Origin of the sequence: Streptomyces sp. NPDC052721 (assembly GCF_040678315.1) — a bacterium.
Classification (GTDB): Bacteria; Actinomycetota; Actinomycetes; order Streptomycetales; family Streptomycetaceae; genus Streptomyces.
Map to the genome: position 1 here is coordinate 80,396 of NZ_JBFATL010000024.1, position 13,854 is coordinate 94,249.

General features: G+C 71.9%; 12 protein-coding genes. 11 read left to right on the forward strand and 1 reads right to left on the reverse strand.

Annotated features, from left to right (window positions below):
• Window positions 1-46: 46 nt before the first annotated feature.
• The 3 genes from AB0L21_RS22845 to AB0L21_RS22855 are packed head-to-tail and all read left to right on the forward strand — an operon-like array spanning window position 47 to window position 2,782.
• The gene (locus tag AB0L21_RS22845; RefSeq protein ID WP_365699869.1) at window positions 47-820 is read left to right on the forward strand and encodes an ABC transporter ATP-binding protein; all 774 of its coding nucleotides are present in this window, start codon (window positions 47-49) and stop codon (window positions 818-820) included.
• The gene (locus tag AB0L21_RS22850) at window positions 817-2,148 is read left to right on the forward strand and encodes a hypothetical protein (protein ID WP_365786016.1); all 1,332 of its coding nucleotides are present in this window, start codon (window positions 817-819) and stop codon (window positions 2,146-2,148) included. The genes AB0L21_RS22845 and AB0L21_RS22850 overlap by 4 nt, the downstream gene beginning before the upstream one ends.
• 31 nt (window positions 2,149-2,179) lie before the next feature.
• A complete protein-coding gene (locus AB0L21_RS22855) occupies window positions 2,180-2,782 on the forward strand; it encodes a hypothetical protein (RefSeq protein WP_365786018.1) in 603 nt (200 codons plus the stop codon).
• A gap of 81 nt (window positions 2,783-2,863) precedes the next feature.
• On the opposite strand, the gene AB0L21_RS22860 is transcribed toward AB0L21_RS22855, so the two are convergent.
• A complete protein-coding gene (locus AB0L21_RS22860; protein ID WP_014672759.1) occupies window positions 2,864-3,400 on the reverse strand; it encodes an HNH endonuclease in 537 nt (178 codons plus the stop codon).
• Window positions 3,401-3,718: 318 nt separating this feature from the next.
• Between AB0L21_RS22860 and AB0L21_RS22865 the strand changes: the two genes are divergently transcribed.
• The 8 genes from AB0L21_RS22865 to AB0L21_RS22900 all read left to right on the forward strand — a co-directional run bounded on the left by AB0L21_RS22865 (window position 3,719) and on the right by AB0L21_RS22900 (window position 13,674).
• Complete coding sequence (locus AB0L21_RS22865) at window positions 3,719-4,831, forward strand: mechanosensitive ion channel family protein (protein ID WP_365786020.1); 1,113 nt, start codon at window positions 3,719-3,721, stop codon at window positions 4,829-4,831.
• A gap of 628 nt (window positions 4,832-5,459) precedes the next feature.
• On the forward strand, window positions 5,460-6,671 hold the full coding sequence (locus tag AB0L21_RS22870; protein ID WP_365786022.1) for an ROK family transcriptional regulator: 1,212 nt from the start codon (window positions 5,460-5,462) through the stop codon (window positions 6,669-6,671).
• A gap of 45 nt (window positions 6,672-6,716) precedes the next feature.
• Window positions 6,717-8,060: an ABC transporter substrate-binding protein gene (locus AB0L21_RS22875; protein WP_365699860.1), complete on the forward strand. Its 1,344-nt coding sequence runs from the start codon at window positions 6,717-6,719 to the stop codon at window positions 8,058-8,060.
• Complete coding sequence (locus AB0L21_RS22880; protein WP_365786023.1) at window positions 8,060-9,001, forward strand: sugar ABC transporter permease; 942 nt, start codon at window positions 8,060-8,062, stop codon at window positions 8,999-9,001. Before AB0L21_RS22875 ends, AB0L21_RS22880 begins: the two co-directional genes overlap by 1 nt.
• A 2-nt stretch (window positions 9,002-9,003) precedes the next feature.
• Window positions 9,004-9,897, forward strand: a complete 894-nt coding sequence (locus tag AB0L21_RS22885) for a carbohydrate ABC transporter permease (protein ID WP_365786025.1) — start codon at window positions 9,004-9,006, stop codon at window positions 9,895-9,897.
• A 7-nt stretch (window positions 9,898-9,904) separates the two neighbouring features.
• Complete coding sequence (locus AB0L21_RS22890; RefSeq protein ID WP_365699854.1) at window positions 9,905-11,170, forward strand: 6-phospho-beta-glucosidase; 1,266 nt, start codon at window positions 9,905-9,907, stop codon at window positions 11,168-11,170.
• Window positions 11,161-12,147 (forward strand): BadF/BadG/BcrA/BcrD ATPase family protein, encoded by a 987-nt coding sequence (locus AB0L21_RS22895; protein ID WP_365786027.1) that lies wholly within the window; start codon window positions 11,161-11,163, stop codon window positions 12,145-12,147. Before AB0L21_RS22890 ends, AB0L21_RS22895 begins: the two co-directional genes overlap by 10 nt.
• 72 nt (window positions 12,148-12,219) lie before the next feature.
• Complete coding sequence (locus AB0L21_RS22900) at window positions 12,220-13,674, forward strand: cytosine permease (protein ID WP_365786029.1); 1,455 nt, start codon at window positions 12,220-12,222, stop codon at window positions 13,672-13,674.
• Window positions 13,675-13,854 lie beyond the last annotated feature (180 nt).

Below are 13,854 nucleotides of genomic sequence, written 5' to 3' on the forward strand. Positions count from 1 at the left end.
CCCCGGGACCCGCCATGGGGTCCCCGTGCCCTCCCCTGGAGAGACGATGAGTTCCATACGTGTGACCGGCCTGCGGGTCCGGCACCGCAAGACGCTCGCCCTCGACTCGCTCGACCTGGTGCTCGGCACCGGTGTGCACGGGCTGCTGGGGCCGAACGGGGCGGGGAAGACCTCGCTGATCCGGGTGCTGGCCACGGTGGCGCGGCCGGACGCCGGCCGGGTGGAGCTGCTCGGCGAGGACACCGCCGGTCACCGCGGGCTGGCCGGGGTGCGGCGCCGCCTGGGCTATCTGCCGCAGGAGTTCGGCTACTACCCGGGTTTCACCGTGCGGGAGTTCGTCGCGTACGTGGCCTGGCTGAAGGAGATGCCGGCGGCGGACGTGCCGGCGGCCGTGGAGCGGGCGGTGGCCCGGGTCGGTCTCGCGGACCGTATCGACGCCAAGGTCCGGACGCTGTCCGGCGGCATGGTCCGCCGGGTCGGCATCGCCCAGGCCATCGTCAACGACCCCGCCGTCCTGCTGCTGGACGAGCCGACCGCCGGTCTGGACCCGGAGCAGCGGGTGGAGTTCCGCGAGCTGCTGCGCGAACTGGGCACCTCGGCGACGGTGGTGGTCTCCACCCACCTGGTGGAGGACGTGGCCGCCGCCTGCACCGAGGTCACCCTGCTGGACGGGGGCCGGATCGCGTACCGGGGCACCCCCGAGGCGCTCACCCTGCTCGGCGAGGCGTCGGACGGGCCGGGCGACCATCCGATCGAGCGCGGGTACACGGCGGCGCTGCGGGCGCACCGCGCGCCGGGTGCTCGGGAGGCGGTCCGATGACCCTCGTCACCGAGCCGAAGGCGCCCCCGCGCGCGCCGCACCCGCTGCGCGCCGAGTGGGTGCGGGGTTTCGCGCCCTGGGCGGGGGCCGCGATACCGCTCACGCTCGGCGTGACGCTGTGGGCGAAGGCGGACCAGTGGCAGGGCGGCTGGTCGGAGACCGCCGGCCAGGTGCACTCGGCGATGCTGATCACCCTCCCCCTGGCCGCGGCGGCGGGCTGCTGGCAGGGCGGCCGGGAGCGCCGGCGCCGTACCGACGAGCTGTGGGCGACGACCGTACGGCCGCCACTGGCCCGTCTGCTGACCGCGGCACTGCCCGTGGCGCTCTGGGTGGCCGCGAGCTATCTGCTGACCGTGGTCCTGGCCCAGCTCGCCACCTGGCCCTACGCCCAGGGCGACCACCCCCACCTGGCGCTGCTGCCCGGGGACACGGTGGCGATGGCGGCGGGCGCGCTGACCGGGCACGTGGTGGGCCGGGCGGTGCCGACGCGGCTCGCGGCACCGCTGCTCGCGATGGCCGGCTACGTGGGCCTGGGGATCGTGACGACCGTCCGCTCGGCCCCCGGCCGTGTCCTGAGTCCCACCACCTCGCCCCTGACCGGCGAGCTGCCCGTGTGGTGGCAGCCGTGGGCCATGGCGCTGTGGACGGGCGGACTCGCGGTCGCCGCCGCGCTGGCGTACGCGGCCCGGCGCCGGGTGACGGCCCTGCTGCCGCTGGCCGCCGCGCTGGCCGCGGGCACGCTGCTCGCGCAGACCGGGGACGGCCTGTGGCGTGCCAACCCGATCGCCCGCCGTCAGGTGTGCGACACCTCCACCGCCCCGGCGGTGTGTGTCAACGCCCGGTACGCCGGGATGCTCCCGCAGGTCAGCGACGCGCTGTCGGGGGTCACGGACAAGCTGCACGGCGTGCGGAACCTGCCGGTGCGGTGGGCGGACCACGGCGGCGCCCCGCGCGCCGACGAGGCCCAGCTGCCGGGCATCACCCCGCTGGGCTGGTCGGCCGTACGGGGGCGGCTGACCGATCCGGAGCAGTTCGCGTGGGAGGCCGTCACCGCGCTGGAGGGCTACGACTGTCCCGAGGGGCCCCTGACTGCCCGGGAACGCAGGGCGGACGACGCGGTGGAGTACTACCTCGTGCCGACCTCGACGCGGAAGGCGATCGACGAGGACGACGCCCGGGGCGACACGGCCCAGCGCGCCGACCTGCGCGAGCGCCGCGCCGCCCGGGCGAAGCTGGCCGGCATGGACGAGCGGACGCGCCGGGAGTGGCTGTCGGCCTACTTCGCGGCCCGCGCCGACTGTGACGCCAAGGGGGTGCCGGCCCTGTGACCGGACTCGACTCGAAGGAGGTGCCGGCCCTGTGACCGGACTCGCCCTGTACGCCCGCTCCCGGGCGCTCCCCGCCACCCTGGCCGCGCTCGTCGGCACCGCCGCCTTCGCCCTCTGGGCGGCCGGCCGGCTGGACGCCTACCTCGATCCCGACCGCCGGGTGCCGATCGTCGCGCTGGCGCCGCTGCTGGCGTCGGCGGTGATCGGAGCGAGCCTGTACAGCGCCTCGGACGAGCTGGACCGCACGGCCGTACGCCCCTGGTGGCCGCGCCGGCTGGCCCAGCTGACGGCCCTGACCGCACTGGCGGCCCTGCTGGTCCTCCCGGCCGTGCTCGGCCACACGGACACCTTCGGCCCGCCCGCCGTCATCCGCAACACCCTGGGCTGCACGGGCGTCACCGCGACGGCGGCCGTCCTCCTGGGCGCACGCCTGAGCTGGCTCCCCGCGTTCGCCTACGTGACCGCCGTCTACCTGGGCTCGGGCGCCGCCCATGGCCGCGCGGCCACGGTGTGGGCCTGGCCGATGCAGCCGGGCGCCCAGCCGGGCGCCTGGGCGGTGGCCCTGACCGCGTTCGCGGTGGGCACGGCCCTGTACGCGGCGCGCGGGGCCCGCCCGGAGGGGCCGCGGATCTGAACCGAAGGCGCCCCACGAGCCCGCGCCCGCCGACGAACCACCGCTGCTCCTTTCCGCAGGCGCAGACACACCGGCCCGGATCTAGGCAGAGATGCCGTCGATCCGGGCCAGAGCATCGTCCGCGCCGTACGGCTGCAAGTACGGCAACCAGCGCGGGTCACGATGCCCCGTGCCGATGATCCGCCAGGCCAGCCCCGTCGGCGGAGCCGGTTTGTGCCGCAGCCGCCAGCCCAGTTCCACGAGGTGACGGTCGGCCTTGACGTGGTTGCAGCGGCGGCAGGACGCCACCACGTTGTCCCAGACGTGCTTGCCCCCGCGACTGCGCGGGATGACGTGGTCGACGCTGGTTGCGACGCCACCGCAGTACATGCACCGGCCCCCGTCGCGCGCGAACAGCGCACGGCGGGTCAGAGGAACAGGCCCCCGATAGGGGACCCGGACGAATCGCTTGAGCCGGACCACGCTGGGTGCGGGGAGCGTGACGGTCGCGCTGTGCATATAGGCGCCGGATTCCTCCAGGGAGACGGCCTTGTTCTCCAGGACGAGGACGAGCGCGCGGCGGAGCGGTACGACGCCGAGCGGCTCGTACGACGCGTTGAGGACCAGGACATGCGGCACGGGTGCCTCCTTGGGCGTCGGCGGCGCGTGGCTCGCGCCGGGACGAACTGCAGTCAGTCTCTCCTCATGCCTGGTGGACGCGCCACCATGTCCCGGTAACGGGCTGGGAGTGTTTTCGACCACATCCTGATTCATCCCCCGGATCATGGCCTGTTCAAGCCCGCGTGAGCCGTGTCTCTCCTGCGCGCCTCCTGCGCGGATCGGCACGAGGCATTCACAATGCCCCGTTAGTGTGGTGGTCCTGTCCGTCCGGTGACCTTTTCGTGACCTTGACCGCCCCGCCGGTACGGACCGCGCAGCACCTGGGAGGTACCTGCCGTGTCGTCCCTGCCCGCCGCCGTCCTGGCCGCCGGCGCATCGCCGTCTCCTTCGCCGTCGCCGTCGGGATCGACGGCCCCGGCCGTGCCGACGCTCCAGGACGCCCAGGAGAGCGCGACGAACGCGGCGAGCTGGGTCGAGCAGAACTGGTCGACATGGCTCGCGATGGGATTGCAGATCCTGCTGATCGTGGTCGTGGCGGTCGGGCTGCGCGCGGTGGTGCGGCGGGCGATCACCAAGCTGATAGACCGGATGGGCCGCACCGCGCCGGCCGTGGACGGCACTGCGCTGGGCGGGCTGCTGGTCAACGCCGAGCGGCGCCGGCAGCGATCGGCGGCGATCGGCTCGGTGCTGCGCTCGGTGGCGAGCTTCCTCATCCTGGGCACGGCCGCGCTGATGGTGCTGGGCACCTTCAAGATCAACCTGGCGCCGCTGCTGGCGTCGGCCGGCGTCGCGGGCGTGGCGATCGGTTTCGGCGCGCGCAACCTGGTCACGGACTTTCTCTCCGGCGTGTTCATGATCCTGGAGGACCAGTACGGCGTCGGGGACGTGATCGACGCGGGTGTGGCCACCGGCGAGGTGATCGAGGTCGGGCTGCGCGTGACGAAGCTGCGCGGCGACAACGGGGAGATCTGGTACGTCCGCAACGGCGAGGTCAAGCGGATCGGCAACCTGTCCCAGGGCTGGGCGACGGCCGGGGTCGACGTGACCGTGCGGGCGAGCGAGGACCTGGACCGGGTGAAGGCCACGCTGGACGAGGTCGCCGAGAAGATGGGCAAGGAAGAGCCCTGGAACGAGCTGCTGTGGAGCCCGATCGAGGTGCTCGGACTGGACTCCGTGCTGCTCGACTCCATGGTGGTCCGGGTCTCGGCCCGGACGATGCCGGGCAAGTCGGTGACGGTGGAGCGGGAGCTGCGCTGGCGGATCAAGCGGGCGTTCGACGCGGCGAGCATCCGCATCGTGGGCGGCGCGACGGCCGTCGAGGACCAGGAGGACACCCCCGACCCGACGACCACGGTCGCGGCCCCGTCGGTGTACTCCAACGCGGACTCCCCCCAGTCGGCGGCGGCCACCCCGATAGCCCCGCAGCGGTCAGCGCCTCCGGCGAAGTAGCGGAACGGCTCGGCACGCCGGTTCGAGTGAACGGACGGGGCATTCCGGCGCAGTGCACGAGGGGTGCCCCACCGCTGTGTCCATGAGCACCGGCCGCCCTGGGGAGCCGGACCTCATGGCACGGCCTCCACGGTGAGGAAGCGGCGGGCGCCGTCGAAGCCGATCCGGTCGGGTGCCGGGGACGGTGGGCCGTGTTCTCCCCCGGAGCCGTCAGGTCGCCCGTGTCATGGCCCGGGTGCCGCGCGAGCGGGGCCGCCGCCCGCCGCTGGGACACCTGAACGCCGTCCGTCTTGACCGAGGCGACGACCGTGCGCACGGGCGCGGTCCGGAAGGTGCCACCCGCCGTCCTCGCCGAGCGTCACCACCGGGGAGACACCGGTCAGCCGCGCCTCCTGCCGTACCGCACCCCCCGTGCACGCCACCGCGTACCGCAGCGCCCCCGAGGTAACGACTCTGTTGCCTCGGGGGCGTTGTCTATTGACGCCCCCTTCGTCCTCGGCTTACGTTCCTCCCACCCCAATAGGAAAGTTTCCTAACAGTGATCTCCCGGGCGGCCGTTGATCAAGACTGGACGTCATGCCCAGGTCACTGAAAAGCTGGGCGGCTGGAAAGGCAGGTGTCGACCCCCATGGCAGGAACCGCCGGTACGCCGGGCACCCCGCGCGTCCTGCGCGCCATGAACGACCGCGCCGCCCTGGACCTGCTGCTGGAGCACGGGCCGCTGTCGCGCACCCGGATCGGCAAGCTCACCGGCCTGTCCAAGCCCACCGCCTCCCAGCTGCTGGCCCGCCTGGATGCGGCCGGACTGGTCCGGGTGACCGGCACCAGCGAGGGCCGGCCGGGCCCCAACGCCCAGCTGTACGCGGTCAACCCGGCAGCCGCGTACGCCGCCGGGCTCGACGTCACCCCGCACCGCATCCGGGCCGCGGTCGCCGACATCACCGGCCGCACGGTCGGCGAGTACGAGCTGCCCACCCCCGGCCGGCGCCCGGCGCACCCCGTCGTCCAGCAGGTCACCGACGCCCTCGACGGCGCCGTCAAGGCCGCCGGGCTCGCCCGGTCCGACGTGCACCGGCTGGTCATCGGCACGCCCGGCGCCTTCGACCCCAACACCGGGCGGCTGCGCTACGCCTCCCACCTGCCGGGCTGGCACTCCCCCGCGCTGCTCGACGACCTCGCGGCGGCCCTGCCGATGCCGGTCGAGTACGAGAACGACGTCAACCTCGTCGCCATCGCCGAACAGCGGCTCGGCGCGGCCCGCGGCCACGCGGACTTCGTGCTGCTGTGGAACGAGGAGGGCCTCGGCGCCGCCCTGGTCCTCGGCGGCCGGCTGCACCGCGGCTGGACCGGCGGCGCCGGCGAGGTCGGCTTCCTGCCGGTACCGGGCACCCCGCTGGTCCGGCAGGTCACCAAGGCCAACAGCGGCGGCTACCAGGAGCTGGCCGGCTCCCAGGCCCTGCCGAGGCTGGCCCGGGAACTCGGTGTCGAGGACGTGCCGTCGGGGCCGCACGCCGAAGCCGCCACCACGCTCGTCGCCCGCGCCGCCGACCACGCGAGCGGCCCGCACCGGGAACTGCTCCAGGCCTACGCCACCCGGCTGGCCACCGGTCTCGCCTCGCTCGTCTCCGTCCTCGATCCCGAACTCGTCGTCCTCAGCGGCTCCGCCCTGACGGCCGGCGGCGAGGTGCTGCGCGCCCTCGTCCAGGCCGAGCTGGAGGAGCTGGCCGCGGCCCGGCCCCGGCTGGTCGTCGGCGACGTCCACGAACATCCCGTGCTGCGCGGCGCGCTGGAGTCCGCGCTCGCCGCCACCCGCGACGAAGTCTTCGACACCTCGCGCTGAGCGCCCCCTCCTTTCCCTGCCCCCGTCCCCCTGGGAGACCTCGCCATGCCCACAGCCATACCCGAAGTCGCCCGAAAAGCGGCTTTTGCCCTGACTGCCTCCGCCGTGCTCCTCACCGCCGCGTGTACCGGCCAGTCCGACTCCGGTGCCACCGACGATCCCTCGAAGGACACGACGATCAACTTCTGGCACGCCTGGAGCGCGCCGAACGAGGTGAAGGCCGTCAAGTCCCTGGTCGCCGGCTTCGAGCACGCGCACCCCAACATCCACGTGAACATCGTCGGCAACATGACCGACGACAAGATCAACCAGGCGCTGCGCGCGGGCGGCGAGAAGGCCCCGGACGTGATCTCGTCGTTCACCACCAACAACGTGGGCAAGTTCTGCTCCTCGGGTGCGCTGGTGGACCTGAACCCGTTCTTCGAGAAGTCCGGGATCGACCCGGAGAAGACGTTCCCGAAGCCGATGAACGAGTACACCCAGTTCGACGGCAACCGCTGCACGGTGCCGCTGCTCGGTGACGCGTACGGGCTCTACTACAACAAGACGGCGTTCAAGAAGGCGGGCATCGCGAACCCGCCGAAGACCTGGTCCGAATTCCAGGCGGACGCGAAGAAACTGACGATCCCCCAGGGCGACGGGTACAAGCAGCTCGGGTTCATGCCGAACTACCACGGCTGGGAGTCCACCACCGAGCACTACCTGGGCCAGTTCTCGCCGACGTACTTCGACGACAACGGCAAGTCGAACCTCGCCAAGGACCCCGCCTTCGAAAAGGGCTTCACGCTCCAGAAGAAGCTCGTGGACGAACTCGGCGGATACCGGAAGCTGGAGAAGTTCCGCGCCACGCTGGGCGACGAGTGGGGCCCCAAGCACCCCTTCCACACCGGCCAGGTCGCCATGCAGCTCGACGGCGAGTGGCGGCTCGGCATGGCCGAGGAGGCGAAGCCGGACTTCGAGATCGGGGTCGCGCCGCTGCCGGTCCCGGACGACCAGGCCGACCAGTACGGCAAGGGCTACATCACCGGCACCATCGCGGGCATCGCCGCCACCAGCCACAAGCGGAACGCGGCCTGGGAACTGGTGAAGTACATGACCACGAACACGGACGCGGTGGTCGGCTTCGCCAACGACATCCACAACGTGCCCTCCACGCTGGCCGCGCTGAAGTCGCCCAAGCTGAAGTACGACCCCCGGTTCAAGACCTTCCTGGACATCGCCGCCAACCCGCACTCCACCACGACTCCCGCCTCCCTCAACGGCGGTGTGTACCTCGTGACGATCCAGCAGTTCGGCTACGACTACGAGAGCGGCAAGGCCACCGATCTCAAGGCCGGGCTGAAGAAGACGGCCGCGCAGATCGACACGGACATCGCGCAGGCCAAGTGATGAGCGCCGTGACCCTCGCGTCGAAACGCCGGCGCTCGGCCCTGCGCACGCTCGCCTTCATGTCCCCGTGGCTCATCGGCTTCGCGGTCTTCTTCGCCTACCCGCTGATCTCCACGGTCTACTTCTCCTTCATGCACTACGACGGCTTCCGGCCGCCGACGTGGAGCGGCGGGAAGAACTGGACGTACGTCTTCGAGCACTACCCGCTGTTCTGGCCCGCCCTGCGCAACACGCTCTGGCTGGTCGTGATCATGGTGAGCCTGCGGGTGGTCTTCGGGCTGGGCGTCGGGCTGCTCATCACGAAGATCAAAACCGGTACGGGTGTCTTCCGCACCCTGTTCTACCTGCCGTACCTCGCCCCGCCGGTCGCGGCCACCATGGCCTTCGCGTTCCTGCTCAACCCCGGCACCGGCCCGGTGAACTCGATCCTGGAGAAGACCGGACTGCCGGCGCCGGGCTGGTTCAACGACCCCACGTGGTCCAAGCCGGCGCTGACCCTGCTGGCCCTGTGGGGCGTCGGCGACCTGATGGTCATCTTCATGGCCGCGCTGCTCGACGTACCGACGGAGCAGTACGAGGCGGCGGAGCTGGACGGCGCCTCGGCCTGGCAGCGCTTCCGCTACGTGACCCTGCCGAACATCTCCCCGATCGTGATGTTCGCCGTCGTCACCGGCGTCATCCAGACCATGCAGTACTACACCCAGCCGCTGGTCGCCGGGAAGGTCGCCTCCGGCGTGATCCAGGGCGCCGGCACCCAGTTCGAGCCCGGCTACCCCGACAAGTCCACGCTCACCCTCCCCCAGCTCGTCTACAACCTCGGCTTCCAGCGCTTCGACTACGGCTCGGCGTGTGTGGTGGCGCTGGTGCTGTTCGCCCTGTCGATGGCGTTCACCGCGCTGCTGATGCGGCGCCGGGGCGGCCTGATCCAGGCAGGTGACTGACCATGACCCAGGTACTGGACCAGCCGGTGAAGCCGGCGCCGCTCGTCACCGGAGCCGAGCGCACCGCCCGCCGCCGGGCGGTGCTGGAGTGGATCGCGGTCCACTCGCTCGGCGTCGCCGCCGCGCTGTTCTTCACGCTCCCGTTCGTGTTCGTGTTCCTGACCTCGCTGATGAGCGACAGCCAGGCGCTCAGCCGGGACCTGATCCCGCACACCTGGGAGTGGGGCAACTACCGGAAGGTCTTCGACACGCCCGGCTTCCTCACCTGGTGGAAGAACACGCTGCTCTACGCCGGTCTCGGCACCCTGCTGACCGTGGTGTCCTCGATCCCGGTGGCGTACGCGCTCGCCAAGTTCCGCTTCCGGGGCCGCAACCTGTCGCTCATGCTGGTGATCTCGATGATGATGCTGCCCCCGCAGGTGGTCGTCATCCCGATGTACCTCTTCTGGGCGAAACAGCTGGACCTGTCGGGCACGCTGTGGCCGCTGATCGTCCCGATGGCGTTCGGGGACGCGTTCTCCATCTTCCTGCTGCGCCAGTTCCTGATGACGATCCCGAACGAGTACCTGGACGCGGCGAAGGTGGACGGCTGCGGCGACCTGCGCACCCTGCTGCGGGTGGTCCTGCCCATGGCGAAGCCGGGCATCGCCGCGGTCGCCCTCTTCCAGTTCTTCTACGCCTGGAACGACTACTTCGGCCCGCAGATCTACGCGTCCGAGAACCCCGCCGCCTGGACGCTGTCCTACGGCCTGGAGTCCTTCAAGGGCGCCCACCACACCGACTGGAACCTCACCATGGCCGCCACCGTGCTGGTCATGGCCCCCGTGATCCTCGTGTTCTTCTTCGCCCAGAAGGCGTTCGTCGAGGGCGTCACCCTCACCGGAGTAAAGGGTTGAACTGGCTATGAAACTCACCGTGGTCGGCGGCGGCTCGACCTACACACCGGAACTCATCGACGGCTTCGCCCGCCTCAGGGACGCCCTGCCCATCGAGGAACTGGTCCTGGTCGACCCGGCCGAGGACCGCCTGGAGCTGGTCGGCGGCCTGGCCCGGCGGATCTTCGCCAAGCAGGGCCACGGCGGCCGGATCGTCACGACGTCCGACCTGGACGCGGGAGTCGACGGCGCCGACGCCGTCCTGCTCCAGCTGCGCGTCGGCGGCCAGGCGGCCCGCCAGCAGGACGAGACCTGGCCGCTGGAGTGCGGCTGCGTCGGCCAGGAGACCACCGGCGCGGGCGGCCTGGCGAAGGCCCTGCGCACGGTCCCGGTGGTCCTGGACATCGCCGAACGGGTCCGCCGCAGCAACCCGCGCGCGTGGATCATCGACTTCACCAACCCGGTCGGCATCGTCACCCGCGCCCTGCTCCAGGCCGGGCACCGGGCGGTCGGCCTGTGCAACGTGGCGATCGGCTTCCAGCGGAAGTTCGCGGCCCTGCTGGGCGCGGCCCCGGCGGATGTGCACCTGGCCCATGTGGGCCTGAACCACCTCACCTGGGAAACCGGTGTGCGTCTGGGCGGACCGGAGGGCGAGAACGTCCTGCCGAAGCTCCTGGCCGAGCACGGCGGGGCCATCGCCGACGACGTCCGCCTCCCCCGTCCCCTGCTGGACCGCCTCGGCGTCGTCCCCTCCTACTACCTGCGTTACTACTACGCGCACGACGAGGTCGTCCGGGAGCTGCGCACGAAGCCCTCCCGGGCGGCCGAAGTGGCGGCGATGGAGCGGGAACTCCTGGCGATGTACGGCGACCCGGCGCTGGACGAGAAGCCGGCCCTGCTCGCCAAGCGGGGCGGTGCCTTCTACTCGGAGGCCGCCGTGGACCTGGCGGCGGCCCTGCTGGGCGGAGGGGGCAGCCCCTACCAGGTGGTGAACGCGCTCAACAGAGGCACGCTGCCCTTCCTCCCGGACGACGCGGTGATCGAGGTGCAGGCGGCGGTCGGCCCGGCCGGCCCGGTCCCGCTCCCGGTCCCCGACCTGGACCCGCTCTTCTCCGGGCTGATCGCGAACGTGACGGCGTACGAGGACCTGGCCCTGGAGGCGGCCCTGCGCGGCGGCCGGGACCGCGTCTTCCGCGCGCTGCTGGCGCACCCCCTGATCGGCCAGTACGCGTACGCCGACGCCCTCACCGACCAGCTGATCGCACACAACCGGGAGCACCTCGCGTGGGCCTGACCGCACCTGACCCCCTGACGGTCCTCGCCATCGACGCGGGCAACAGCAAGACCGACGTGGCCGTGGTCACCGCCGCCGGGGAGGTACTGGCCACGGCTCGCGGCGGCGGTTTCCGCCCGCCCGCGGTGGGCGTGGCCGCGGCGCTGGACGCGCTGGCGGAACCGGTGGCCCGGGCGTTCGCGGACGCCGGGGTCACCTCCGTCAGCCATGTCGCGGCCTGCCTGGCCAACGCCGATCTCCCGGTGGAGGAGGAGCAGTTGGCGACCGCGCTGCACGCGCGCGCGTGGGGCGCGTCGGTGGAGGTCCGCAACGACACCTTCGCGATCCTGCGCGCGGGCGTCGCCGAACCGCGCGGGGTGGCGGTGGTGTGCGGCGCGGGCATCAACTGCGTGGGCATGCGGCCCGACGGCCGTACCGCCCGCTTCCCGGCCATCGGCCGTATCTCCGGCGACTGGGGCGGCGGCTGGGGCCTGGCGGAGGAGGCCCTGTGGCACGCGGCCCGCGCGGAGGACGGGCGCGGCGGTCCGACCTCCCTGGCCCGGACCCTGCCCGCGCACTTCGGCCTGCCCACCATGTACGCCCTCATCGAGGCCCTGCACCTGGAGCACGTGGACCACGACCGCCGGCACGAGCTGACGCCGGTCCTGTTCGCCACGGCGGCGGACGGCGACCCGGTGGCCCGCTCGATCGTCACCCGGCTCGCGGAGGAGGTCACGGTGATGGCCACGGTCGCCCTGACGCGCCTGGACCTGCTGGACGAGGAGGCCCCGGTCCTCCTCGGCGGCAGCGTCCTCACCGCCGGCCACCCCCAGCTGAACGACACCGTCCGCGCCCTCCTGGCGGCCCGCGCCCCCAAGGCCGACGTCCGCGTGGTGACGGCGAGCCCGGTCCTGGGAGCGGCACTGCTGGGCCTGGACCGGCTGGGGGCGGACGCGGGGGCGCGGGAGCGGGCTCGGGGCTACTGGGAGGCGGGCTGATCCTGAGTCGTCCCGGGGGCGGAGCGGGGCAACAATGTGACCACAGGTGCGGACCCGACCTCGGGAGGCGTCATGAGCACATCAGCCGGGCCAAGAGTGTCCGGTCTGGAGGTCCGGTCCATCGACTACGTCCCGCTGGACGAGCGGCACGGCAAGCTCTGGCATCTGGGCCCGCTGTGGTTCATGTCCAACGCGCAGATCGCCACCCTGGCGGTCGGGCTGGTCAGCATCACCCAGGGCGGCAACCTCCTCTGGTCACTGCTGGCCATCGTCTCCGGCACCGTGATCGGCACCTTCTTCATGGCCTTCCACTCCGCCCAGGGCCCCCAGCTCGGGCTGCCGCAGATGATCCAGTCACGGCCCCAGTTCGGCTACGTCGGCGCGCTGCTGGTGTGGCTGTTCGCCTATGTGCAGTACGCCGGGTTCAACGTCTTCAACAGCATCCTCGCCGCCGACTCCCTGCACACCACGCTGCACGGCGGCGTCAGACTGTGGGTCGTCGTGGTGACCGTCGTCGCGCTCGTCATCGCGCTCGTGGGCTACGACATCATCCACAAGGCCGAGCGGGTCCTGACGTACGCCTTCCTGGTGATCTTCGGGATCTTCACCGTGGGCGTCCTGGTCACCCTGCACTACCCGGCGGGCTCCTTCGACCTCGGCGGCTTCCGGTTGACGCCGTTCCTCGCGCAGTTCGGCGTGGTCGCGGGCTACCAGATCAGCTGGGCCATCTACGTCTCCGACTACTCCCGCTACCTTCCGCCGGACGTGACCGTCCGCAAGACCTTCTACTGGACCTACTTCGGCTCCGCGCTGGGCGGCATCTGGCTGATGGTGCTCGGGGCGCTGCTGGCGGCCTGGGCGGGCCCGAAGACCTTCCGGACGATCCCGGCGATCGACTCCGCGGGCGACAAGGTCTTCACCGGGTTCGGCGCCGTCGTGCTGCTGTTCTCGGCCCTCGGCCTGGTCTCGGTGACCGCGCTGAACATGTACGGCGGGTCACTCACGCTCATCAGCGCCATCGACTCCTTCCGACGGGTCCGGCCGACGCTCGCCGTGCGGCTGGTCACCCTCGGCCTCACCGCGGCGCTCTCCCTGGTCGGCGCGCTGGCCGCGACGTCGAACTTCCTGGCGAACTTCGAGAACTTCCTGCTCCTGGTGCTCTACCTGTTCATCCCGTGGACCGCGGTGAACCTCATGGACTACTACGTGGTGCGCCGCGGGCACTACGCCATCGCCGAGATCTTCAACCCGCACGGCGTCTACGGCCGCTGGGGCCGGCACGGCATCATCGCCTACCTCGTCGGCTTCGCCGCCATGGTCCCGTTCTTCTCCGTCGGCACCCTGTTCCTCGGTCCCGCCGCGAGGGCGCTGGGCGGCGCCGACATCTCCCTCTTCGTCGGCCTCCCCGTCAGCGCCCTCCTGTACTGGTGGCTGACCCGCTCGATCGACGTGGAGGCGGAGACCCGGCTGGCGGAGGAGGAGGCGGCAGCCCTGGAACAGGCCGCCCACGAGCACCGCGAGCCGTGAAGGCCGTCCCCGGCCGGCCCGCCGCCCAGGGAACCGATCCCCCGTCACCAGCGTGTTCCAGCACGGGGGGTGGTGCGCCCGCCGGTACGCGCCCCCGGGGCGCGCTGCGATCCGATCAAGATCCAGTGAAGGCCGGTGCGGAATGTCAGTGCGGGCGGTGATACTGGGCGGCGTACGGAT

Bases quoted from the DNA above. Each gene is read 5' to 3' on its own strand.
- AB0L21_RS22870 (WP_365786022.1), top strand. From the start codon at position 5,460: ATGGCAGGAACCGCCGGTACGCCGGGCACCCCGCGCGTCCTGCGCGCC.
- AB0L21_RS22900 (WP_365786029.1), top strand. From the start codon at position 12,220: ATGAGCACATCAGCCGGGCCAAGAGTGTCCGGTCTGGAGGTCCGGTCC.
- AB0L21_RS22845 (WP_365699869.1), top strand. From the start codon at position 47: ATGAGTTCCATACGTGTGACCGGCCTGCGGGTCCGGCACCGCAAGACG.
- AB0L21_RS22875 (WP_365699860.1), top strand. From the start codon at position 6,717: ATGCCCACAGCCATACCCGAAGTCGCCCGAAAAGCGGCTTTTGCCCTG.
- AB0L21_RS22850 (WP_365786016.1), top strand. From the start codon at position 817: ATGACCCTCGTCACCGAGCCGAAGGCGCCCCCGCGCGCGCCGCACCCG.
- AB0L21_RS22885 (WP_365786025.1), top strand. From the start codon at position 9,004: ATGACCCAGGTACTGGACCAGCCGGTGAAGCCGGCGCCGCTCGTCACC.
- AB0L21_RS22890 (WP_365699854.1), top strand. From the start codon at position 9,905: ATGAAACTCACCGTGGTCGGCGGCGGCTCGACCTACACACCGGAACTC.
- AB0L21_RS22880 (WP_365786023.1), top strand. From the start codon at position 8,060: ATGAGCGCCGTGACCCTCGCGTCGAAACGCCGGCGCTCGGCCCTGCGC.